This is a genomic window from Brevibacillus halotolerans (assembly GCF_026891775.1).
GTDB lineage: Bacteria > Bacillota > Bacilli > Brevibacillales > Brevibacillaceae > Brevibacillus_B > Brevibacillus_B halotolerans.
Map to the genome: position 1 here is coordinate 96,626 of NZ_JAPTNK010000009.1, position 21,662 is coordinate 118,287.

21 protein-coding genes and 1 CRISPR repeat array are annotated in these 21,662 nt (G+C 36.7%); of the genes, 1 reads left to right on the top strand and 20 read right to left on the bottom strand.

Going from position 1 to position 21,662, the window contains the following annotated elements:
* Window positions 1–37 precede the first annotated feature (37 nt).
* The 16 genes from O0550_RS13125 to O0550_RS13190 form a co-directional block, all read right to left on the bottom strand.
* Window positions 38–196: a hypothetical protein gene (locus O0550_RS13125; protein WP_258426545.1), complete on the bottom strand. Its 159-nt coding sequence runs from the start codon at window positions 194–196 to the stop codon at window positions 38–40.
* A gap of 191 nt (window positions 197–387) precedes the next feature.
* Complete coding sequence (locus tag O0550_RS13130; protein WP_258426546.1) at window positions 388–795, bottom strand: RNA polymerase sigma factor; 408 nt, start codon at window positions 793–795, stop codon at window positions 388–390.
* A 60-nt stretch (window positions 796–855) separates the two neighbouring features.
* On the bottom strand, window positions 856–1,032 hold the full coding sequence (locus tag O0550_RS13135; protein WP_258426547.1) for a hypothetical protein: 177 nt from the start codon (window positions 1,030–1,032) through the stop codon (window positions 856–858).
* A 504-nt stretch (window positions 1,033–1,536) separates the two neighbouring features.
* On the bottom strand, window positions 1,537–1,731 hold the full coding sequence (locus O0550_RS13140; RefSeq protein ID WP_258426548.1) for a hypothetical protein: 195 nt from the start codon (window positions 1,729–1,731) through the stop codon (window positions 1,537–1,539).
* A gap of 714 nt (window positions 1,732–2,445) precedes the next feature.
* Window positions 2,446–2,571: a hypothetical protein gene (locus O0550_RS13145; RefSeq protein WP_003345915.1), complete on the bottom strand. Its 126-nt coding sequence runs from the start codon at window positions 2,569–2,571 to the stop codon at window positions 2,446–2,448.
* A 124-nt stretch (window positions 2,572–2,695) separates the two neighbouring features.
* A complete protein-coding gene (locus tag O0550_RS24690) occupies window positions 2,696–2,974 on the bottom strand; it encodes a DUF2325 domain-containing protein (RefSeq protein WP_373986213.1) in 279 nt (92 codons plus the stop codon).
* A gap of 46 nt (window positions 2,975–3,020) precedes the next feature.
* A complete protein-coding gene (locus O0550_RS13150; RefSeq protein ID WP_258426549.1) occupies window positions 3,021–3,857 on the bottom strand; it encodes a DUF2325 domain-containing protein in 837 nt (278 codons plus the stop codon).
* A gap of 216 nt (window positions 3,858–4,073) precedes the next feature.
* Window positions 4,074–4,739 (bottom strand): SOS response-associated peptidase, encoded by a 666-nt coding sequence (locus tag O0550_RS13155; protein WP_258426550.1) that lies wholly within the window; start codon window positions 4,737–4,739, stop codon window positions 4,074–4,076.
* Between the two features lie 517 nt (window positions 4,740–5,256).
* Window positions 5,257–5,661 (bottom strand): hypothetical protein, encoded by a 405-nt coding sequence (locus O0550_RS13160; RefSeq protein ID WP_258426551.1) that lies wholly within the window; start codon window positions 5,659–5,661, stop codon window positions 5,257–5,259.
* A gap of 14 nt (window positions 5,662–5,675) precedes the next feature.
* Window positions 5,676–5,831 carry an N-acetylmuramoyl-L-alanine amidase family protein gene (locus O0550_RS24695; RefSeq protein ID WP_396125767.1) on the bottom strand — a complete coding sequence of 52 codons (156 nt, stop codon included), beginning with the start codon at window positions 5,829–5,831 and terminating at the stop codon, window positions 5,676–5,678.
* Between the two features lie 2,094 nt (window positions 5,832–7,925).
* The gene (locus O0550_RS13165; protein ID WP_258426552.1) at window positions 7,926–8,171 is read right to left on the bottom strand and encodes a hypothetical protein; all 246 of its coding nucleotides are present in this window, start codon (window positions 8,169–8,171) and stop codon (window positions 7,926–7,928) included.
* A gap of 191 nt (window positions 8,172–8,362) precedes the next feature.
* Complete coding sequence (gene cas7c / locus O0550_RS13170; RefSeq protein ID WP_258426553.1) at window positions 8,363–9,262, bottom strand: type I-C CRISPR-associated protein Cas7/Csd2; 900 nt, start codon at window positions 9,260–9,262, stop codon at window positions 8,363–8,365.
* Window positions 9,219–11,036, bottom strand: a complete 1,818-nt coding sequence (cas8c, locus tag O0550_RS13175; RefSeq protein ID WP_258426554.1) for a type I-C CRISPR-associated protein Cas8c/Csd1 — start codon at window positions 11,034–11,036, stop codon at window positions 9,219–9,221. The genes cas7c and cas8c overlap by 44 nt, the downstream gene beginning before the upstream one ends.
* The gene (gene cas5c / locus O0550_RS13180) at window positions 11,033–11,716 is read right to left on the bottom strand and encodes a type I-C CRISPR-associated protein Cas5c (RefSeq protein WP_003345769.1); all 684 of its coding nucleotides are present in this window, start codon (window positions 11,714–11,716) and stop codon (window positions 11,033–11,035) included. The genes cas8c and cas5c overlap by 4 nt, the downstream gene beginning before the upstream one ends.
* A gap of 19 nt (window positions 11,717–11,735) precedes the next feature.
* Window positions 11,736–13,949: a CRISPR-associated helicase Cas3' gene (gene cas3, locus O0550_RS13185; RefSeq protein ID WP_258426555.1), complete on the bottom strand. Its 2,214-nt coding sequence runs from the start codon at window positions 13,947–13,949 to the stop codon at window positions 11,736–11,738.
* Window positions 13,950–14,425: 476 nt separating this feature from the next.
* Window positions 14,426–14,789: direct repeats of the CRISPR family, unit length 33 nt; unit sequence GTTTCAATCCGTGCTCCTGTACAAGGAGCAATA.
* Window positions 14,790–15,147: 358 nt separating this feature from the next.
* Entirely contained in the window at window positions 15,148–15,339 is a 192-nt protein-coding gene (locus tag O0550_RS13190; RefSeq protein ID WP_258426556.1) for a hypothetical protein, read from the bottom strand.
* A 969-nt stretch (window positions 15,340–16,308) separates the two neighbouring features.
* On the opposite strand from O0550_RS13190, the gene O0550_RS13195 reads away from it, so the two are divergent.
* Window positions 16,309–16,800, top strand: a complete 492-nt coding sequence (locus O0550_RS13195) for a cell wall hydrolase (protein ID WP_258426557.1) — start codon at window positions 16,309–16,311, stop codon at window positions 16,798–16,800.
* A 716-nt stretch (window positions 16,801–17,516) separates the two neighbouring features.
* Here O0550_RS13195 and holA read toward each other — a convergent pair.
* The 4 genes from holA to O0550_RS13215 form a co-directional block, all read right to left on the bottom strand.
* Entirely contained in the window at window positions 17,517–18,560 is a 1,044-nt protein-coding gene (holA, locus tag O0550_RS13200; RefSeq protein ID WP_258426558.1) for a DNA polymerase III subunit delta, read from the bottom strand.
* Between the two features lie 22 nt (window positions 18,561–18,582).
* Entirely contained in the window at window positions 18,583–18,984 is a 402-nt protein-coding gene (locus tag O0550_RS13205) for a hypothetical protein (RefSeq protein WP_258426559.1), read from the bottom strand.
* A 222-nt stretch (window positions 18,985–19,206) separates the two neighbouring features.
* Window positions 19,207–20,259 (bottom strand): phosphoadenosine phosphosulfate reductase family protein, encoded by a 1,053-nt coding sequence (locus O0550_RS13210; RefSeq protein WP_258426560.1) that lies wholly within the window; start codon window positions 20,257–20,259, stop codon window positions 19,207–19,209.
* Between the two features lie 201 nt (window positions 20,260–20,460).
* Window positions 20,461–21,567, bottom strand: a complete 1,107-nt coding sequence (locus tag O0550_RS13215) for an RCC1 domain-containing protein (protein ID WP_003345808.1) — start codon at window positions 21,565–21,567, stop codon at window positions 20,461–20,463.
* Between the last annotated feature and the right edge of the window lie 95 nt (window positions 21,568–21,662).

The following is a 21,662-nucleotide window of genomic DNA, read 5'->3' on the forward strand; positions in this document are numbered from 1 at the left end:
GCTAACTGGAAGATTTGCTCAATAAACCGGAAGTTGACTAATTAATGTCATCTACAACATTTGAATAAGAAGAAATAGGTGTTCCTGCTTTTGATTGCTCTTGTTTTGCAGAATTTGATGTCGATCCGTTTGAGCATGCTGTTATTCCACTAGAAAAAATGAGAACAGTAGATAATAGAAGCACAATTTTTTTCAATTGCTAAACCTCCTAATGTGCTTTCGATAGTTAGACGTAAAAACATGGAAAATGTTACAAAATTGAGTAAAATAAAGTCATTTTCGGAAAATGAAAAGTTGAACTTGGCCATGAAAGCCGGATATGGCGTAGATACGGCCCATGACAGTATGTGGAACCTTTGGGATTCCATCTTTTCAGCCGCGAACTATTTAGCCAAAAATGGCGCAGCGTCTGGCCTGATATAGAACTTCGTCTCGTTGCTTAGTTTCCACTTCATATGCGACACTTACTTCATCAAAAAACGTCTCACTAATATTAACGTAAGATTCCGCCAATACCTGACGATCTCGTTTAGATTTTCGTAAAAAATCCAGGGCAGTATTGCGTGCTAGTAACTTGATCCAAGCGGGAATGTTAGTGTTAGAGCGCATTTTAGGACCGTTTTTAATAGCTTTTAGAAAAGCCTCCAGAATGATGTCTTCTGAATGCGAGTGGTCACAAACCATGAAATAGACATCCCTATAGACGAATTGGTAAAAGGAACGATAAATCAATTCTTGGATCGTTGCATCCAAGTCGTCCAGAGGGCTTCGTAGGAAATAAAACCATTGTTCCATAAGACTCCCCCGATGATTGTTGGTTGGACTAACAATATATAGTGGTATTTTGGTTCATTATTAGTATACCGCATAATTGGGAATGGTAGGAAGATAAAGGAGGCGTTTAGGGGATGGATTTAAGCATATCAAAGCGGCCGATCTTATGACCTGTGCTGCTTCTGCCAGCATCGACTGTACCTGCTCATTCTCCCGCAGCTGATGTTCAATGAGACTCCGACGTTCCTGGAGTTCCATCAGGAGGCTTTCCTTCTGCTGCTGTAGATGATGAATCACCAGCTGCTTCTGGTGTCTCCAGAGCTCCAGTAGTACTTCTTCTTCCAGCAGATTCAGCTTCACTCCCTAGTTGTTACAATCCCTGCCGCTGTCAGGCCTCTTATGTCTGCAGTGTCTGATGATCAGAACCCCATTTTTCTCCTTTTGAATCTCAAGCTTATTTCCGCATATCCCGCAGAACAGCAGGTCCTTGAGCGTGGTAGCCCTGGTTTTGGCAGCCGGTTTCTGGCGGGTGAATGCCTGCCGTCTGTCCTTTTGTCTTCCACGCCCTTTCGATAAGCCAGCTCCCACTCGTCCTGCGGAATGATCGCAGGATGGGTGTCTTCCGTGATGATCGTCTCCAGCACCTTGTATCGGTATTTTCCCTGATTCGTTTGCGGCTATGGAACACCAAGGTGCCCTTGTACATCGAATTCCGCAGGATCAGCTGGATGCCGGTCATTCAAATAACGATCCTGAAACATCTCAGGTCTCTCCTGATGGATTGAGCTCGTCGAGCTCTTTTTCCAATACATAATTCATTAAACGTGTTTTGAACCCTTTTTTCTGCGTAGCCGCTACTCTCTTCAATCGTTCGATCAAGTCATTCCGGATCAAAAAGGTCTGGCGCGTATAGGTGTCCTCCATTCGTAGCAGGTTGTTCACGGTGGCGTATGCCACGGAGCTTCCATTCCGATTGTGACCAAGCCCAATGAGCCCCCACAGCTTCCATATGTGGCAGATCAATGGGAGATTGGCTTCAAGCGACACAAAAAGGCGGCAGCATAGACAGAGGATTTTTCAAAATGTTTCGGTTGGCTTGTGTTGAAATCAGAAATGTTAGAGCGAGGAGCTGGCCAAGAAACTCTGACCATCAGCTCTACTTTGCAAGTGGATCCAGCTATAGACAGTAGTCAGGATGATCCGGATGTGCCATACCAAAGGGGCGATGGTCAGGAACCGGAGAGTTTGTCTTCGTGAAGATCGTCTCGATCCCGCGTACAGCGGCTGCAGACGGATGTCCAGTCTAGTCATGTCCGCCGGTAAGGGGAAGATTACAATACATATGGGGCGGACAACTGGCGTCCGCCTGATTCGATTTGTAAGCCCCTATCAATTGAACAAGATGGTTGAAGCACAACGGGTCGTGCTGGAAGAAGGACACTTCAGTACCCGCACCCCTCAAAGAGTTGCCATTATCGCCGCTCTATCAGGAATTGGAGTTACCGTCTTGGGCCTTCTTTTCATGGCTAGAGCCTTGTGAAATGCCAGTCCTTCTATAAACTAACCAATAATCCATCCTGATAATAACCACAAAGAACTTTTAGTATGCTTTAAAGATATCTTCATTTTTCTCACCTCACGGAATATAACAACCGTTCGTGCAACTAACTCCTAAGACTGGTACTTTACTTTTCCGTTTGTAAAACCAGCTTCTCTGGCAAGCTCTTCAAGAGCTTCAGGCACTAAGCAACGCTGGAGCTCTTGAGAAAAAAGCTGTAGCTCGTCTAAGATTTCCATAAAAAACGCCATCCTCTCCTATGAATCTACGGAAAGAATAGCGTATTTTTCGTTTTGGGGGTACTAAATTATTTTAAGTTGTTGATGGCGATGTGGTAGGACCCCAATATAGAATTTAAATCCCTCAGTTACTAATAAGGGCTTCGGACACGAGCTGAGTAATTTTATCTGCACCGATGCTAAATGTTGTTTCGAAAGGAACGTTCCACTCTTTACAAAGTTTTTTTACTTGTTTCATGAGTACATGTCCTAACCTAGCCAAAAGCAAGATAACAACATCGGCTTTTTTGACACAAGCTTCAATGGATGTTATGGAATCTTTATCATCAACCGATAAAAAAATGCCTCCTCTCGATTCAACTTTTTCTTTATAGTGCGCCTTATTAGGATCGTTTCCAACAATTAGTACGTGTTTTCCTTCTAAATTTAATTCAACTGATTTTAGATCTTTAGTAAATGTCCTTTTTTTTTTGAAATTTGCTGCTCTTCTGGTCTATTTCTAAATGGTCAACTCGATGGATATATGTTATTCTACACAATTCTGGCTTTCCATCAGGAAAAGCAATATCAATAATATCTCCCTCGCTTAGAGGTGGTTTGATTCTCGAAATTTCAAAATCAGGTATACGAATAGATTGTGGAACCCCATCAATTCGTATATCTAAATTGGTTTCTAAGCTTTTCCGAATAACCAAAAGTGATCCATCCAATTCAATCGGACAATATTTATATTCAACCCGATCGATTGGAGTTACAATATCTGCTTTTTTAGCAAGTTCATAATGATATTTTTTAAAATGATTAAAAGAAGCCACTTCAGTTGCATAAACATAATCGTGGTGTTCAAGACCCAATTTTCTTACAATTCCCTCTGGAACAATTGCATTAATTTTTGGAAGATATCCTCCTAAAATTTTTCGTTCAAAGAGATACATTGGCCTTTCAGTTGTTTGTATCTGATCATTATAAGTTTCAAGTACAGATGATTCGGAGGAATCAATGGTAACTTCTTGATTCTCATCCTCCAATTCATCTTGTTTATTAGTTAATACTCTATCCGCATCTGGAGAAATCGTTCTCTTTTTTCTTAAGCTTTCATCTAATTGAGTAATGTAATTAGACATGTGGTTCATTTTTGTTTCAATCAATTGTTCTACTGATTTTAATACTTCAAAATAGGAATCAAATAAATCTTTATTTTTAGATAAATGTTCTGGCATTGTGTCTTCTAATGTCTTAATCATATCTTCTTTGATTCTTTGAAGGACTTCATCTAGGTTTATCACGTTCTCTCTCCTTTTCATATTTATAAAATGATGGTAGCATCTAAGAATGTTAACAGTGTACGCTTATAAAAGAATAGGGTCACAGCTTCATCTGTGATAACTAATTAAATAGTTATTTTAATGACTCCTTCTGTTTCCGCTCCCTATTATTGGCTATCTTTCTATCCAAATAACAAAATAAACTATAATTTACTTCCTCTATATGTCTTCTCATGTTTAAATTTCAGCTATACAATCAGGAATATCATATCTAACATTACCAACCATTTTCGAAACAGGGTAAGCTTTCATTTGATTTTCATCATACGATAGCAATAGAGATTCCAATACATTTCCCTCTTGCATCCCTCTGTCTAACCACAATGCTTCATCTTCTTGCTTTAGTATTACAGGCATCCGATCATGTATGTCCCCCATTAAAGCATTAGGCTTGGTTGTGATTATGGAACATGTATTTACTCTTTCACCATTTGGACTGATCCAAGTATCATATAATCCAGCGAATGAGAATACACTTTCATCTTTCATCATGATTCTCATTGGTTGTTTATCACTTTCAATTCGCTTCCACTCATAGAACCCATCAGCTGGAATTATGCAACGTTTTTTGATGATTAAATTTTTAAAGGATGGTTTATCTCTAATCGTTTCCGCTTTAGCGTTAATCATTTTATAAGTCGTCTTCTCTTCTTTAACCCAAGATGGAATTAGCCCCCATTTAAGCTGACCAATGTGATTTATGCCATTATGGTTAATTATTGCAGCTATATAATCCGATGGAGCTATATTATATCTGGGTTTAAGTTCAAATGGGATCTCTTCTAAATTATATCTTTCTTTAAGATCATCAGGTTTAGCAAACAGTGTAAAACGCCCACACATTATAATCACCCTTTTAATGGTATAAATTATACTATTAATCATGTACTTTATGGTAGTTTATAAACGTTTTTTCTATAAAATGGGATTAAATGTTACCATCTTCCGTTATACAGGAACCAGAATAATACATACAGGGCGACACCTCTATGAGTATCCATATCATGTCTTTGGATTAAAACTCTTACCCAACTCCTGATCCAGGCACGGACTTTTTGAGCCTCTACTTCAATGATGGCAAATCCCTCTGACTCGTGGAAGTTGACGACTTTTGCCACGATTTGCAAAGGACCTTCTTCCACTCTCTGCGGTTGGACGGCATCTGAAGCAAGAGTACGAAACCAGGAGCTGAAAATTTGTCGTGTTCATATCGGTACAGATCCCGTTTATAATCTGGTACCGGATTGGCCCAGTCAACTTGGCCAACTTTTCCACTTGGATTAACACAAAAAAGAGATACTCGTTGTGAATATAAAAAACGCTCGAATTCGAACGCTTAATATAGCCTTCCTTTTTACTTCTATTGTTCTCTAGCAACCTTTGTAATGAACCATTCTTCGTTATGTTTAGTAATAGTTAAGTTCTCGGTGTAATTTGTTGGTTGCTCGTTTTCTTTTGGAGATGAGCTAACGGTTACAACCAAATTATATTCAGTATCGGAGATTTTTTCTACTTTCGTATCAACGATATGATCTAGACGTTGATCTTTAAAGATAGTGAGTTGATCTTCTTCTACAGCTTTCTTTGCTTCTTCATCGGTTACTTTCATGAGTAACTCTTTATCACCCTTGTACTCTGCTTCAATGTATTGAACAGCTAAATTCTTCAGAGTCGAATCAACATTTTGACTCATAGTAGATTGATTTCCACATGCTGCAAGCAGCAAAAAAGAAAGTAGCACGGTAATAAATGGAGTTAGCTTCATTTTATATTCCTCCCTTAAACAAACCACCAGTCTTTTACTCCTCTGTAAATCTTATTAGCAATCTCATCCTGTCCCGAGCTTGACTTCAAATATTTAAAATCAGAACTATTGGATATGATACCTGTTTCAGTCAAAATTGCAGGCATTTTGGTTCCACGTAAAGCGGCCAAGTTACGGTTGTCTTCGTATGGAGATTTGTAGTCGCGTAGGACATCTATAACTCTACTATGGACAAAATCTCCACCAGTTCCTAGACCAGTTGTTCAATCCGCGTTCTTGTGTAAAGAGTGATAGTATCAGAAAAAATAGCATAGTAGAAAGTCTCATAATCCATTAATTGCAATCCAGTAGAAAAACTGACATACTTTTAGCTTTGCTATCCCCCCTCTATTTTGCACCTTAATTCAGGTGCTATCACCTTCCAAAAGATAATTCGTCATTTATCCTTGTCGAATCCTTTGACGAGAAAAGGCTCCGCTATCTTCTTATACCTGGGTTGTTTGTACTCCTGTTCCCACTGGCCAATGCATTCTATATAAATTCTAGAAGTGAGGAAAGTAAACATTAAATTTGTACTCAGTATTGAAAAGAAACTGTGCAGCTAATTTAACTTCTTCTTGTTGTTCTAACTGATTATTTGCCATCTTGTCAAAAAGCGAAGTTAGATGGAAAGTGAGAGATTATACTCTTAATAATGCTAATCGCTGTAAACAGAAACAAGCATCCGAATTTGTTCGGACACTTACATATTGCTTATATTTCTCAATTTATAGACCTGCTAAGACGCTTTCCGAGTTAGTACGTTAGATGATTTAGCAGAATGCTACAGCTCTTTCATTTCATAGCATCCCCACCGGCTGGGAGTCCTTTCGAGAAGCGATTCCCCGTTTTCCTTACGTAATAACGGGTATATTCGGGCCTGTGGTCCGATCTCTCCGCGTGCCATTTACCAGGTACGAATCTACCTGCATCGATGAGAGGAAGTCAACTCCCTAAGGAAAGAGTACCATATTTTTGCGACAGCAGGTTGTCAGCAAACAAACGTTCTTTGTAATATTTTATTCGTTTTGCTGTTTTCTCATAAATATCAAATTTCCCTTTTTGTTAATTGTTTAATTGTTGATCTAATGTCATAATTAGGAAGAAATAGACAACTATTGGAGGTTATTATATATGAGCGGAATTGGTCCAACTTATTTCCTTTTAGGTCTAATCGTTCTAGTATTAGCGTTCCTTATAACAAGACTGATCTTAAAAAACAGAAATAGAAAATAAGTATCCTAAGGAGATAAAGTGATTCAATAAAATTGCCCTATTATCGCTCCTTATCCAAGGCTATTTTGTTTCCCAAACAATGTTTCTGGCTTTAGATTTCAGTTCTAGATGGCGTGAAAACCATTGACACCATTACTTTTGTTTTTTGATTCTTCTTGCATACTCACTGTCTGATGGAAGTATCCCCATAATAGTGACATATAAAGACCTCCTAGTGCTAACCCAGTTGGTCAAACCAAATAAGCCTTTCCCTATTTTTTGGGGGATGAACATATCAAAGTCGATTTGCGCAGGAAAACATATGGTTTCAATCCACGCTCCCTGTGTAAGGAGCGATGTAGAGGCTTTGCTATTGTCTTCTGGTACTCTAAGCAAGTTAACTTCATCACTTTATATTAAATATCAGGTTAACCTAGTTAACTAAGTTAACTACTCAAAAATAAAGATCTTCATCTAGATACTGGAGAAAGATAAACCCCCGCTGTTGCCAGAATACACAACACAACACAACACAACATACCCTACCCATTGTAGTAAGGGGGAACCGTAATATATGAAAATTATTTTTTAAAAGGCTTTAGTTTTCATTTCTTGATCAGTTTTTTATGGAAATGTTTCTACCAAGCTTCACTATAAGTGAGAGGCATATGAAAGAGTGTTTTTTTATAAAGAATATCGCATCTTTTTTACGAGATAAAACGGCGGAGCAGCAAACGGCGTTCTCCTAGGATCTCGCCTGTTTCATGATCTACATATCTCTCGTTCATGTCATTTTGCCTCATTCCTTCTTTTCAATCATAGAACTATCCCGATTAATCAAAATATGGCTGGCCCAGTAACCTCTTTAGTCTCTACTTATCTTTCCTATAATGACCTGTTTGCTACACAAAAACTTAAAACCAACGTAACTAGCCATTCCAAGGGATTTTTCAGCTGACCAAACCAAATAAGCCTACCCTATTTTTAAAGGAAGGCTTATTTGGTTTTTTTCAACCACGCTCCTGTGCAAGAAGCGATAAAACTTGTAGAAAACATAGCTCGCTCATACGAGTTTCAATCCGTGCTTCTGTGTAAGAAGCGATTCTATAGTCAATAGAAATGTTATAATGATGCCAAGTTTCAATCCGTGCTCCTGTGCAAGAAGCGATTCTATAGTCAATAGAAATGTTATAATGATGCCAAGTTTCAATCCGTGCTCCTGTGCAAGAAGCGATAGTATCAGAAAAAAGTAACATACCAAAAGGTCTCATAATCCATTAATTGCGAACCAGGATGAAAAATTAGTCCTACTTTTCGAATCTATCGAAATCAATGAATAAAACCTTTGCTAATAAGCGAATGCGAACCACCTTAAAAATTTATGTAAGCTACAGGTTCGCACTTATAATTTTCAATTAAACACCCCTTTTTTAATTAAATTACTACATCAGTATTTATCAATAATTGAAACACCATTTGGAAGGTTTGTGGAATCAATTTCTATCCTATAATCCTGATAAGAACGAGCTGGTTGATCTTGCTCCAGAACCTTTTTAATCTCTATTCGATTAAATAATTGATGGGCAGGAGCTCTTCCAAGCTTGGAATCATGTTCGAAGATGATTAGTTTACGTACAACCATTTCACCTCTTGAAGCAGACCTATCATGTTCAAACATATGAACAATTGCTTCCCATAATAGATTCAAATCTTCTTCAGTAAAATTGGATTTTTCAGCAAAATGAGCTGAAATGAAGCCATTCATCCGATATAAAGCATAGGGGATAATATATTTTTTTCCTAAGGTACGCTGCTTATCTTCACCTTCCCTAGTGACAGATTGTCGAGTAATCGTAATTTCCTTTACAAAGATTGGTTCAACACTTTGTGAGAACGTAAATTGGACAGGTCCTCTAATCTGGCCACAGTTAACACTATTTGACATAACCGCTCCAAAAGTTCGAACATCATAAAAATTATCACACATCCATTGTGCCAATAGTTTAGCTTCTTCCTTATCCTTCGGGGTAAGTTTCGCTTCAGACGTTTTTATTTTAGATTGATCAGCACGTACACTATAATACGCTTGTCGATGTTGTTCATTGTGGACGGCTCCTTCAGTCACATAAATATGGAATCCCGTTTCTTCAGGTTTTATCATTTCAATGTAGTTTCGTATTCTTCGCTTTAAGCATACATCCGTTACGATTCCATGACCAGTTTCTCCATCTGATCGTGGCATATTCCCTGCGTCTGGATCACCATTCGGATTTCCGTTAGTAACATCAAAAATTATGACAAAATCATATCGCTTCTCTATCGGTTGATACGTCTTTTGAATTGTCATCTGCCTTTTCTCCTTTCTTATACATGTGCTGCTTTTGATGATAATATCCTAAAATGAATACACCTTGTTGTTGGGTGGTTAGACGAGCAGGAAAATTATCGACATCCTCCAAAATTTCCTGGATGTTTCTATCACGAAGAAAACCAAAAGTAGACTGTGACATATGATGATTCCCTATGATGATCAAAGATGGAAAAACACTTCCTGGCGTAGTTACTGCTGAGGAAAAAAATCTATCTTTAATTGTTCGATTTAACTTGTCTTTACCACCTACATATTCTGCTTGTGCTTTCTCAAGTACTGCAAACAACCTACCTAATCTATATGGAATATCTCTAGTCTGTTCATTTAATGCCATAGTGGTAACCTCCTGTAACAATGGTTTCTTATAAATGCGAGCATAACGCGACAAATAAGCTTTTATAAAGGCAGCTTTTATATGGTTTACATTTCTATCGGCTTTTGACCGATTAATAATTTTAACAAACAATGAAAAAGGATATAATGAACCTTCTAAGATAGAACTTAACATTTGAGCTTCAAGAGATGCAGTTGATTTCCAAAAATCCTTGTTTACCTTTTTTTCTTTGCTTTCCGTCTCTAAAAGAATTTTAGTTATCGTTGGAACAGATTTTTCAGCATTCATATATCCATCAATACCCAGATCCTTTGCATGTTGGCTACATTTAACTAGTAACTTTTCAATACTACCCTCCCAAAAAAAACGAATGAATGCTCTTTTTTTGTTAGGAGAAAGACCCATCACATAAAATGGAATTTTTAAAGATTTCTTCATCTCTTCCGTTATTTCAGATCCATTACGAATACGTTCGAACAAGCCCCTTAATAGATTGTCTTGATTTACTCTCTTTTGCTTGTCTTCAATAATAAGTGACCGAAAATAACTCGCATATTCCTGTTCTTTTTCAATAAGATTTGTCCTACTCCAAAATACAGTAGTCATGTCTCCTATATGGTGTATGCAATTATTTTCAGAATCTAGCAATTGGTTTAAAGCTGTAGTATATCCAAAAACAGCCTTATAACTAGTTGGTGCATTAAAAGCTTGTTCTTTTCCATAGGAATTAAATGAATCTTGATTGAAACAAACAAGAGAAGTACCTGATAAATGTCCATTCTTAATTCCTTTTATGGGAAGATCATGAATTCTAGCAATCTCATTTGAGTATTCTCCGGTGATAAGACATTGCCCTGATTTAGATGTCTTTTTTATGTGTTTATTTAGGTATTCAACCCACTTCTCGTAAATGATTGGTTTATCATGTAAGTAATAATCACTCCCCTCTATTTTTATTACAGCTAAAAGACCTTCATTTAAATTTTTGGCCATAGACCGTACAATAGGATTTTCTGTAACCTGATGTATATCCCAATCTTGATAAAATCGGACAATGGCCTGGGCTTCTTCATCCAATGTTCCTGATAAAACTTCAAAATGGAGTAACTTAGAACTTTCAAACTTTTCCCTACTATTTGTACTCTTTGATGGTCTATATCCTAATAAGTATTCAAGTGTGTCACATAGAAAATATGGTTTTACATTGCTTGACCTAGTTACATGTTGAGGAACGCTCATTTTAATAGGAATAAGACGGTCTCCCTCCGTATCACGAATATCTAAGATGTTTAATAAACGACCATCTAATGAAATCTCAAGTACAAATGAGATTCTTTCGGTAGTATAGTAATACTTATCAATCATTGCTATCTTTGACATATCAAGATAACGTTGATATAGCGACTGTAAGATCAAAGGCTTTTTCCTTCTTTCTTTACCGACGTAGATAAATCAATGACTCCTCGACACATCTTAGCGTGAAAATGAAAGGGCTCCCTATTTCTCTGATAATTTAAATACCAAAGCATTAAACCTAAATCTCTATCAGGAGTTTCTCTATAAAATGATTGCAAGAAAATATCATCATCCTTTTCTACATAAGAAAAATTGGCAGCGAATTCTCTACAACCTAGATACGGATTATGAAAACATTGTCCTTTTTTGGCTCGACTTACGAACATATTTAAAAATTTTTGGGTAGTATCAGATTTATAAGCTAAAGGAGTTAACTCAACGTGTGCTTCAATCACATAAGCAGGATTTTTTAAGATCATCGATGAACGTTGTTGTCTCTCCTTATCTTTAGTAATATCTTGTCGCTTTATTGGATTATCATTTTGTATCGCGTTTCTGATATGACCAGATGATATTTTATTAGATAATTCATTACGTCGAATGGTTGCAAACTTTATTTCATTCAGGACATGAATACGGTCTACAATCCAATTCATAGAAGGCTTCCATAGGATAGCTTCCAAGATCCCACGAGCAGCGGTTGGAGTAATTACATCATAGCTACCTCTTTCAGGTTTAAGTTCTTGACGGGTAAAACATGCATATTCCCCCCAAACATGAAGTTGAACTCCATGAACCATGTCATATCCTCCTTATTTTTTAATTTATAAAAATCTCTTTTGTATGATGTTCTTTTGAAAATGGCATAAGGCCAATATCCTTCTTGTACCATTTTGAATGATTATGTAGTACAAACACTTCTTGTCGTACTTCTATTAATTCCCCAGCTTGTAAATAATCCTGAAATTCCTTTTGATATATTTGGACAGTATAAAGCTGCAAATTACGAAGTACAGATTTCATGGAGCTTGTAGCTACCAATGTTTTTATTAGTTCTTCACTTTTTTCATCAATAGGAACAATTACCGTCTCCATTTGGGTATCAATTAATTTAAATAGACGATCTACATCCTTAAAAGGAAAAGACAAACCAGGTATATCCTCATTTAATCGACCTATTATGTTTTTTGAGTCTGTCCGATCGTATAGGGCAGCCTTTTGATAAAAGTATAATTCCGAAAAGTAATCTTCCATTGCTGACAAGGATAAGCCGTCTTCTTTATATTTTTGTAATATCTTTTTCGCTATTGAGCCTGTTAATTGGAACCACCCAGCAGGTAACCCTTGTTCTGTTTCAAATACAAAAACATCACCTAAATTAAACCTTCCATTTCGATTACAACGGCCAGCCGCTTGAGCAATAGAATCTAGCCCAGCTAACTCCCGATATACAACTGGGAAATCAATATCTACTCCGGCTTCAATTAATGGCGTACTAATAACACAGCATCGAAGACTTTTATTTTTTAAACGTTCCTTAATCATATCGAGTACCTTTATACGATGCTTCCCACACATACGAGCACTTAAATGGAACAAAAATGGGTCTTTCTCATCGTTATTTACACGAAGATGCTGATACAACTCTCTTGCTTTCTTTCTTGTATTCACGATACACATGACTTGGTGGTGTGTTTGTATTCGGCTAGCAATCTCTTCTAATGATTGTAGTCCAAGTTGATGAAGACAAGTTCGTTGAAATTGTTTATGACGCAGAGAAACATCATGGACAACTTCTTTGATTGGTATAGATGGAGGGAAAAAACGATCAATCCCAGGTTGTGTACCTGTACAAAATAAGGAAGTTACTTTATAGTTACGGGCTAATTCCTCCATAGCAAATAAAGATGGTTTAAAAAAATTTCCATTCATGATTTGAGCTTCATCAAAAATAACAATACTATTTGCTATGCGGTGTAGTTTTCTACATTTGGATCTTTTATTAGAAAAAAGAGATTCAAAGAATTGAACATTTGTTGTTACTATTACAGGAACATCCCAATTTTCTTCGGCTAATTCCATTTTTTGATGTAAAATCTTAATTTTTTCTTCTTTTTCATCTAGATCCATTTCTCTTTGAATATTAGAATGATGCTCCAATACTATTTCATTCCCTAAAATTTCACGAAGTATCGTAGCGTTTTGTTCAATGATTGAAGTAAATGGTACTACATAAATAATCCTTGATAATCCATGTTTCTTGGCGTGGTTTAATGCAAATCCTAAAGAAGACAATGTTTTGCCACTACCTGTTGGCATATTAATCGTATAAAGCCCCTGAGGGCCTTCCGCAGCCATTAAACATTCGTGCATCAATTCATTTCGATATCGTTGGATTTCTGTGTTCGGGGAGCCAAACTTTTCTCTCTTATATTGTTCGTAACGATTTAATGTGGTTGAAATGTCTAACGTTATTCCTCGTAATCTAGAAAGCTCCTTATTACAAAACTCTTCTGTATTAAGAGAATCAGCGTCTACTAGACAAGAATAGAGCATCCTGATAAACATGGAATAACTCATCCCAGGATTAAATCCCACCTCTATCGGGAGGCTGACTGGTTTATCGGGCTTTGCAATTTCCTTAAATGCATGACGATATTCTTTAACCTCTCTCTTAAGTCTTCTAGTTAAACAAGTATCTGGTCCTGTGATTGTCCCTCCATTTGGTAAACCTGTATGATGGCCAGCAATCGCATAAGCAGGAATCTTACCTTCTAATCCCCAAAGTTCTACTATTGCTTGGGCACCGGCAGTAGAGTGATCGACCAGTATTAAACTTCCTTCAAGTCGTTTTTGAAACTCGACTGAATACTTACCAATGTCATGAAATAATCCAGTAGCATAGCCCCACTTTCCCGCTCCAAACACCTTGGCAAACTCAGATGTTTGTTCTGCACCATCTTTTAAATGAACATGTAAATATTGCCATTCACCTTTGTCTTCAGATGTAGTTCGATGTGCAAAGTACATCATATAGAAACACTCCTTACTTCTGGAGAATGTTTCTAATTAACATGTGCTTTAGCACTCATTATTATTAAGATATTTAGTAGTATTATTGACAGTATTTTAAGAAAAATATACCTATTCGTTACTTAATAATCAAAAGGAGGGCTACACTTCCCTCCATCACATTTTTATTCAATTAAAAAGCGGAATTTAAACAGAAATTGGAGGTTGAAAGGTTTAAATATAAGATAATTTGCTAAATGTGGAATCTCGCGAAAATCTTTGTGTTACTTTGTACAACAATGTAAGACCCCCTTTTGTTAAAAGGAGCGATTAATTTTGCTTCTTTAACAACAAGAGCACCATTAAGGTTCTAATCCGCACTCCTGTAAAAAGAGCAATGAAAAAAGACCCCGTAGCAGCGGAGTCTTTCACGTTCATTCGCGCTCCTGTATAAGGAGTAATCCCGATGAATCAAGAATTTTTTCATACCTGTCATTGTTTCAATCCACGCTCCTGCACAAGGAGCAATTCACATTTGGATAATCTGAGACTAATAAATCCATGTTTCAATCCGTGCTCCTGTACAAGGAGCAATCTATCTCCTCTGGGTTGACTTCTTCTGCCCTTACTGTTTCAATCCGTGCTCCTGTACAAGGAGCAATCAACAAAGATAAGCCCCAAGAAACCAATAGTATAGTTTCAATCCATGCTCCTGTACAAGGAGCAATAAAAGCAACTGTGAGGCAGCATAAGTCGTTCTTGGTTTCAATCCGTGCTCCTGTACAAGGAGCAATACCTGATGAAACGATGGAATTAAAGCGCCAAATTGTTTCAATCCGTGCTCCTGTACAAGGAGCAATAGTATCAGGAAAAAACAGCATACTAGAAGGTCTCATAAACCATTAATTGCGAACCTCGATTGAAAAGAGACTATACATTTCAAATGTAGCGGTAGTCATTGAATAAACCTTTGCTAGTATACGGATGCGAACCCCCTTGATATTTATGTAAGCTAGAGGTTCGCAATCACTTGCCAAGTAGAAAACAAATTGCTTATCCCCCCTTTTATGACCATCATTGTTTCCTAATACTGATTAGAAGTATTATTGACAATATTTCAAGAAAAATATACATATTTACTACCAACCAGTAGCACTAACTAATGCTAAGGACTCTTTTTTACATAAATCTTATAGCCTAGGATATCCTCTTTAGCTCTCTAAATCCTGATACGGAATGGAGGGTTTTTTATAGCCTTTTTAATTATTGCAAAATGGCGTCTCCCTTTTTGCACGTTATCTACATCGATACCGAAGTGCTTAAAGCGTTTATACCCCTGTTTGCTAACAGCAAAATCTCGACAGGATCGTTCGATCATTCCCAATTCAAGCAGCCGACCAGTTAGCCCCACCCCCACTTCTCCCGCTATGTGGTCATAGTAAGTGCATGGAATACCGCAACACTTTTGACTGGTCATATTCCTTAAGAGACCGAATCAGCGTGGGCGTTGCGATGACATTGAGCGCTTCAAGCGTGTATGCGACTTCGGGTCCGGCCAACCTATAATAGCGGTGTCGGCCGCTCATTTCCACTACGAGTAGGTTACCCTCTACCAATTTTGTCAGATGGGAACTTGCCGTTTGTGGCGTAATACGTGCAGCACTCACCAGTTCGCTTGTCGGAAGCGCAATACCTTCTAATAATTCCAACAGCATCGTGACACGAGAAGGATCGCCGACGAGCGCTGCCACGTCTTAAGTGTAAGGAGCAATATAGAGAGGTTTTGATGGATTATGTTAAATTTCTTGTTTCAATCCGTGCTCCCATGTAAGGAGCAATAGTATGAGGGGAAAAACAGTATATTATAAGGTCTTATAAAGCATTTATTTTGCGAACCCTCATGAATATTTATGTAAGCTAGAGGTTCGCAATACATTTGACCTATATAGGAAACTACTTATAAGATAAATTGCTAAAACTTACTTTCCCCCCTTTTAACTCAAAAATAAATGGACAGCAATCATTTCATAAAGCTGGAACCAACCATACGTTCTACTATTACTCGGATACCAGTAGTCGAATCTTCGGCAAGCAATAAATTTCCTACAAGTTTTTTAAAACTACTCTAATACTTACTGATGTCTTAGTTTAATCCAATAGATATTCTGTTTCTTAAACTGATAATGATTAATCTACCTAGTAGTATTATTGGCGAAATTTTAAGATAAATATACCTATTTATCATCCTTTTTCAATGAATTCTTTGGTATTAGTAATCTACTTCCTTTCAACACTCAATATCTCTATTGAAGCATTGTATAAATGTATATGAATAAAATATTTGGAAATACAATTATGTAAGAGGTGATATTTAAACAAAATGAAATTCACTATAATGTTTATGTTATTTTGTAGTGTTTTAATAACTGCTTCAATAAATGAAAGTACTATTGCTAAAACCTTTACTAAGTCATATTTATCCAAGGAATATTATTACAACAGTGAGGAAAGATATGATTCCACGAACCCAGTGAAAATACCCGATAAAGAAATTTATTTATTAGAACAATTTGTAGAAGAAAAAGCAGCTGATCAATCATATATTAGTAAGGTAGCGATCGCTTCGATTATATTAAATCGATTATTAAAAAATAACTATCAGAAAACCCTAACAGAAATATTAAACAATTTTCCCTCAACAAATCGTGTGAACAAATTAGCTATAAGCCCTTTAACCAAAAAAGCGGTTGAGGACGCGTTGCATGGTTGGGACCCTGCTGAAGGCTCATTAGACTTTTATGATTCGGATACTACTTTTTCAGTTTCATGTGACCCAGTAAAAAAAATTGGTAAATACACTTTCTGTAAATAGAAAAAAGAACCTATTTCTTTTTAGAGGTAGGTTCTTTTTCTAGTACTTTTAACTTTTTACTTTTTAATATGATTACCTCCTTTTCCTCACCTCATTTCAATAACATTTCTATCGGAAATAAACAAATGGAAAGAATAATCATCATTACAGCCCGTAAAGAAATTTTATTAATTAACGATACTTTTTCTTCAACTGTAATTGGTTCAAATATGGAGTAAATTATTTTCCACCAGGAAAACAACATAACTATTCCAATAATAATAGGTACTATAAAGAGAACTCCTTCCGTCATTTTTATTAGTACCAAAAGCTGTATTGAAATTGAAATTAGAGTAAAAACAATAAACGGGACTCGTTTTTTTACGGCTGAAAAATACATACGTATCTCCTTTACATTGATTAAATTTTTTCCTTGTCATAGATTCTTATGATTTATGTACCTCACAATATCTGTTTCTTAAAATTTTTAAAGCCTCTCTGTCTACATTCGTTAATGCTTTTTGACACTGTTAACATAGGCTAATTTTGATACTCATAAAGCCGCTTGAAAGTAACTATTTTGCTGTTTCCATTCAAATAAGTTCCACTTGATTTGTCTAAAGAACCTTCTTTATTTAGGCTTTATTTATTTTATATGAAGTATGTTTTCTGATGCAGAAAAAGGACACACGGAAGCCCTCTTCCGGTGTCCTTAGGTTTTCTATATGGACCAACAACTATATATCCTTATTATTTGAATTACATTCTTCAGCTACTTTTGCAATAAAGAGTTGCAAAGCTAGTTGTTTATTAACTCTACCCGTCTTCATCTTAAAATCATCGTCAGCAAGAATAGTTAAGAAGTGTCTCAAAGCCTTTTCAGAGAACAATTTTTGATGCTCCGACGCTTTTTTTATAGAGTAAGGATGCACTCCTAATATACTCGCTAACTTCTCAGGTTTATTACCTTGATCTATAAGTAACTTTACTTGAAGCATTATTCGAAAATGCCTTACAAAAAGAGCTAAAATTTTAATGGGTTCTTCTCCAGATGTAAAACAGTCAAAAAGAATTCGATAAGCATCTTTTATACTTCCTTGTACTACGTGATCGATTAAGCCAAAAACATCTCTGTCTAAAGCGGGAGATGCCAATAAATCAATCACCTCATTGGTTATGACTTGACCTGGTCCAACATAAGTAGCAAGTTTATATATCTCACTACTTAATTGTCCTAGATCATTTCCAATTATATTGGCCAGATATGTAGCTTGTGGTAAAGGAAGAATTACACCGCTTTCAGATCCCTTATTGGTTATCCACTTCGACAGCTGATTCCCCTTCAGTGGCTGGCAAGATACAAGGCATGCCTTAGTCTTTAATTCCTTAACTACTTTTTTTCTCTCGTCTAGTTTATCATGTGGTGCTATTAAAACAAGCGTTGAAAATTCGGAGGGTGTAGATATAAATTCAAGAAGTGTCTCTACATTATGTTCCGTTTTGTCTTTTATCCCAGTTAAAAAAGATGTATTATAGGCACAAACTAACCGTTTCTCTGACAAAAACGGGATAGTTCCCGCTTCAATAACAACATCTTCTATAGTCACTTCATTACAATCATGGTATCCATAGTTTAAATCACCGTACTCAGAATTTATTACTTTTTCTTTTAATAATTGAATGAATTCCTTAATTAAATACGTTTCTGAACCAAAAAGAACATATAAACTGCTAATTTTGTTGTTTTGAATATCATTAGTAGCCTTTTTTAATGTTTGCATAACATTCCGCCCTTTCACTCTATTAAATATCCAATAATTGCACTAAAGGATACCTAGGATTTATTACAAGAGAAGAAGGAGCGATGTTGTTCGTGATCATGCTAACAAAGTGATATCTATGATTCTGCATTCTTTTTGAATGCTTTAGATAGGTAAAAACTACTGGGCAAATATATCTTAATAAGTCCTTGTAATGTACCAATTCACATAAATGTTCAGGTACTTTGTCAAATGTTGTGAAATCCATTATATATTCACAAAGTAAATCTCTTTTCTGTAAATCATAAAAAATAGGAATAGCGGGTATAAATTGTTTGGAATACATATTTGGTTGTAAGCCTGTTTTTAAAACTTCTGCTACTTCCCATTCATAAATATATGTTACCCATTGATTAATCTCTGTAGGTTTAATGTTATGTTCCATTTGATCCTCCAAAAATTTATTTTCTCTTTGTCTTTTAAACGTCGAACGGTGTACAACGTGATTTATCTCGAATATAAGTAATCCATTTGTTACCACACTTACAGGCCATTTGAGCTACTATTGACCAAGGACATTGGCGCATCAAATCAATTCGTCTGATTTCCTGGCCATATCCACCACAATTTCGGCAAGTAAATTCGTGAAACTTTCTCATATGGCACCTTATTCGCAAAGCCCGTAGGCACTAGAGCAATCCGGAACGTTATCGAACTCTATCGCTTTTATCAAATCGTATTGCTTACCTCCATAGGCTGTTTTTGACCATTCCACAACTTCATCAATATTGTTTCCATTCCCATTTGCTGTTGGAAAGAAGGTAGAAAGCCCTCGTTTAGATGCTTTAGCCACGACTCGTTCCCATTCAGCCACCCGCTCAATTTCTTTAGGGAAACGTCTCGCAATCTCATACAATTCACCTTTCTTACAATTAATGCATGGCATACAACCTACACGGCCCATTCCCAATTTATATAACGGATTTGGTTCAATACCATGTTTCTTATGCATAATGAAGACGTCTTTTACAGTCCAATATAGTAAGGGTCTATAGACTTCAAACCCTTCGTTATATTCATGAACTGGTAGTTTTGCTCTTGCTGGACTCTCCTCTGCTCGAACGCCCTGCCAGCTACATATATCGTTTCCTTCTGATAAAATGGGCAGATAAACTTGCTGCTCAATAGGTTCAACTTTTAAATATGTAGTACAAAACCTCGCTTTAGTTGAAGGGAACCTTCCTTTCCAAAGACAGAGGTCAAGGAACGGGATACCGGTAGGGTATAGAATTGTTAAAGCTCGTTTTACAACAGATGGAGCTTCTAATTCGGACATACCTTTTTGGAACGGAAGCCACTTCCAATTACCTATCTTTAGACCTTGTGCAGATCTGTCTTCTGGTTCCCAGTCTGGAGCATCACCTGACTCCTTTTTATCCGAATACCAGTGCCCACCAACGTCTAGTGTCAATTTCCTCGGCCAATGATCTCTAACGTACAAACGCTTCTTTGCGATCCGTTCTAAAAAATCTGCCCGAACACGCTGAATTGGCCCCAGTTTATTTTCAAGATAATCCAGATACTCATAGGTCTTTTCATGCTCATGGCCCGTATCTGCAAAGACTGGCAATACTTCTATACCTTGTTCTTTTGCATATAACCACATAGCTGTGCTGTCCTTCCCGCCTGAGACAGAAAGGATATTGATTGTTTTAGCCATATTATCCTCACTCCTTTAGATACCCGTTTTCAAGAAGCAAAAAAAGCTCCTTGTGACCATACGAGAAAGCGAAATTTCTGGCTTATTTCGTATACTCACAAAGAGCTTTTATTATTTGAAATGCTAACTATGACAGTTGCAGATGAGGAATCCACTTAACCTAATACTTATTTAGGTCAAGTGGGTCATTTTTGGTTGTGCCTAAAACGCAACCGGAATAAAGTTGTTAACGTGCTGCCAATCATCTAATACCATTTCCAACTGTGGAGATGCCGGAATTCTTATAGATTTATTTTGATTCTTACTTGAATGAATTCCCAGCTGTAAATAACTATTCTGACCTGCAGCATACCACTGATCATTTATTTTTATCCACGTTTGGTAACCACCAGCGTAAACTTCATTAATTGATGTTACATCCTCAATTTTTTCTGGCTGTAATACACTTGCTCTCTTTCCAACACCTAAACAACCGCAAGAATTACTCCCCAGCACATGAAGGTTCCTATTAAAATCAATCATTACAACATGTTGAGTCCCACACGCTATTTCAACAATTGGAATTTCGGTGCTATATATCTTTTTCTCTATTCGAGATAACATCCGACCATTAAAAAATACATCCCCATGTTGACTTAAAGCTACCATAAAATTAGGAGATGCAACAATTTGCACAATCGGAACAGGATAAGGCACTAAAACGGGTTTACAAATATTAGATTCAGATACCTCGTAGATTTGGTCGGAACTGTTCTCTCCCCATGCATATACTTTCTGATCTTCATCTAAGACAAAACATGTATTATCGCTTAAAGCAATATCAACAATACCTTTGAACTGTAAGGGTATGGGACTAGATAAAAAGTATTTATCTGATCCGTTTCCCATCGCTCCATGTCTGTTTTCTCCCCACACATAAACTTCACCATCACACGTGAGGGCCATATTGATTAATTCAGAAGCACATGTTTTTTTCACTTTTACATATTTAAGTTCAGGAATCTGGATAAGTGGCCCTACATATGGGGGTTTGTTATGCCCCAGGCCTAACTGTCCTCTCGTGTTTGATCCCCCGCTATATACCTCCCCCTTACTCGTAACGAATAAGCTATGAAAAGAAGAAGTAGATATATCGTAAATATCTAATAAGTCTACAGATTGATATGGTCTAACTTTCAGTTTGTCCTCTTTTAATCCAAATTTATTATGACTGTTAATACCACTAACTACTGCTATTCCATCCTTTTGAATTAAAAATGTGGATTCATTACCAATAACAACTTTTTTTAATTGATTCAAAGACTTCACTTAGTTCCCTCCTTAAAATAATAAGAGATGCAAAATTGTGCATCTCCTTCTGAATATTTTTTGATCCCTATTTGTACTTGTTCTTTAAACACACA

What these genes read in the sequence shown, in the direction of transcription:
- O0550_RS13130 (WP_258426546.1), bottom strand. Translation starts at nt 795, where the DNA reads ATGGAACAATGGTTTTATTTCCTACGAAGCCCTCTGGACGACTTGGAT.
- O0550_RS13135 (WP_258426547.1), bottom strand. Translation starts at nt 1,032, where the DNA reads ATGGAACTCCAGGAACGTCGGAGTCTCATTGAACATCAGCTGCGGGAG.
- O0550_RS13145 (WP_003345915.1), bottom strand. Translation starts at nt 2,571, where the DNA reads ATGGAAATCTTAGACGAGCTACAGCTTTTTTCTCAAGAGCTCCAGCGT.
- O0550_RS13155 (WP_258426550.1), bottom strand. Translation starts at nt 4,739, where the DNA reads ATGTGTGGGCGTTTTACACTGTTTGCTAAACCTGATGATCTTAAAGAA.
- O0550_RS13160 (WP_258426551.1), bottom strand. Translation starts at nt 5,661, where the DNA reads ATGAAGCTAACTCCATTTATTACCGTGCTACTTTCTTTTTTGCTGCTT.
- O0550_RS13165 (WP_258426552.1), bottom strand. Translation starts at nt 8,171, where the DNA reads ATGTTACTTTTTTCTGATACTATCGCTTCTTGCACAGGAGCACGGATT.
- cas7c (WP_258426553.1), bottom strand. Translation starts at nt 9,262, where the DNA reads ATGACAATTCAAAAGACGTATCAACCGATAGAGAAGCGATATGATTTT.
- cas5c (WP_003345769.1), bottom strand. Translation starts at nt 11,716, where the DNA reads ATGGTTCATGGAGTTCAACTTCATGTTTGGGGGGAATATGCATGTTTT.
- cas3 (WP_258426555.1), bottom strand. Translation starts at nt 13,949, where the DNA reads ATGATGTACTTTGCACATCGAACTACATCTGAAGACAAAGGTGAATGG.
- O0550_RS13195 (WP_258426557.1), top strand. Translation starts at nt 16,309, where the DNA reads ATGAAATTCACTATAATGTTTATGTTATTTTGTAGTGTTTTAATAACT.
- holA (WP_258426558.1), bottom strand. Translation starts at nt 18,560, where the DNA reads ATGCAAACATTAAAAAAGGCTACTAATGATATTCAAAACAACAAAATT.
- O0550_RS13205 (WP_258426559.1), bottom strand. Translation starts at nt 18,984, where the DNA reads ATGGAACATAACATTAAACCTACAGAGATTAATCAATGGGTAACATAT.
- O0550_RS13210 (WP_258426560.1), bottom strand. Translation starts at nt 20,259, where the DNA reads ATGGCTAAAACAATCAATATCCTTTCTGTCTCAGGCGGGAAGGACAGC.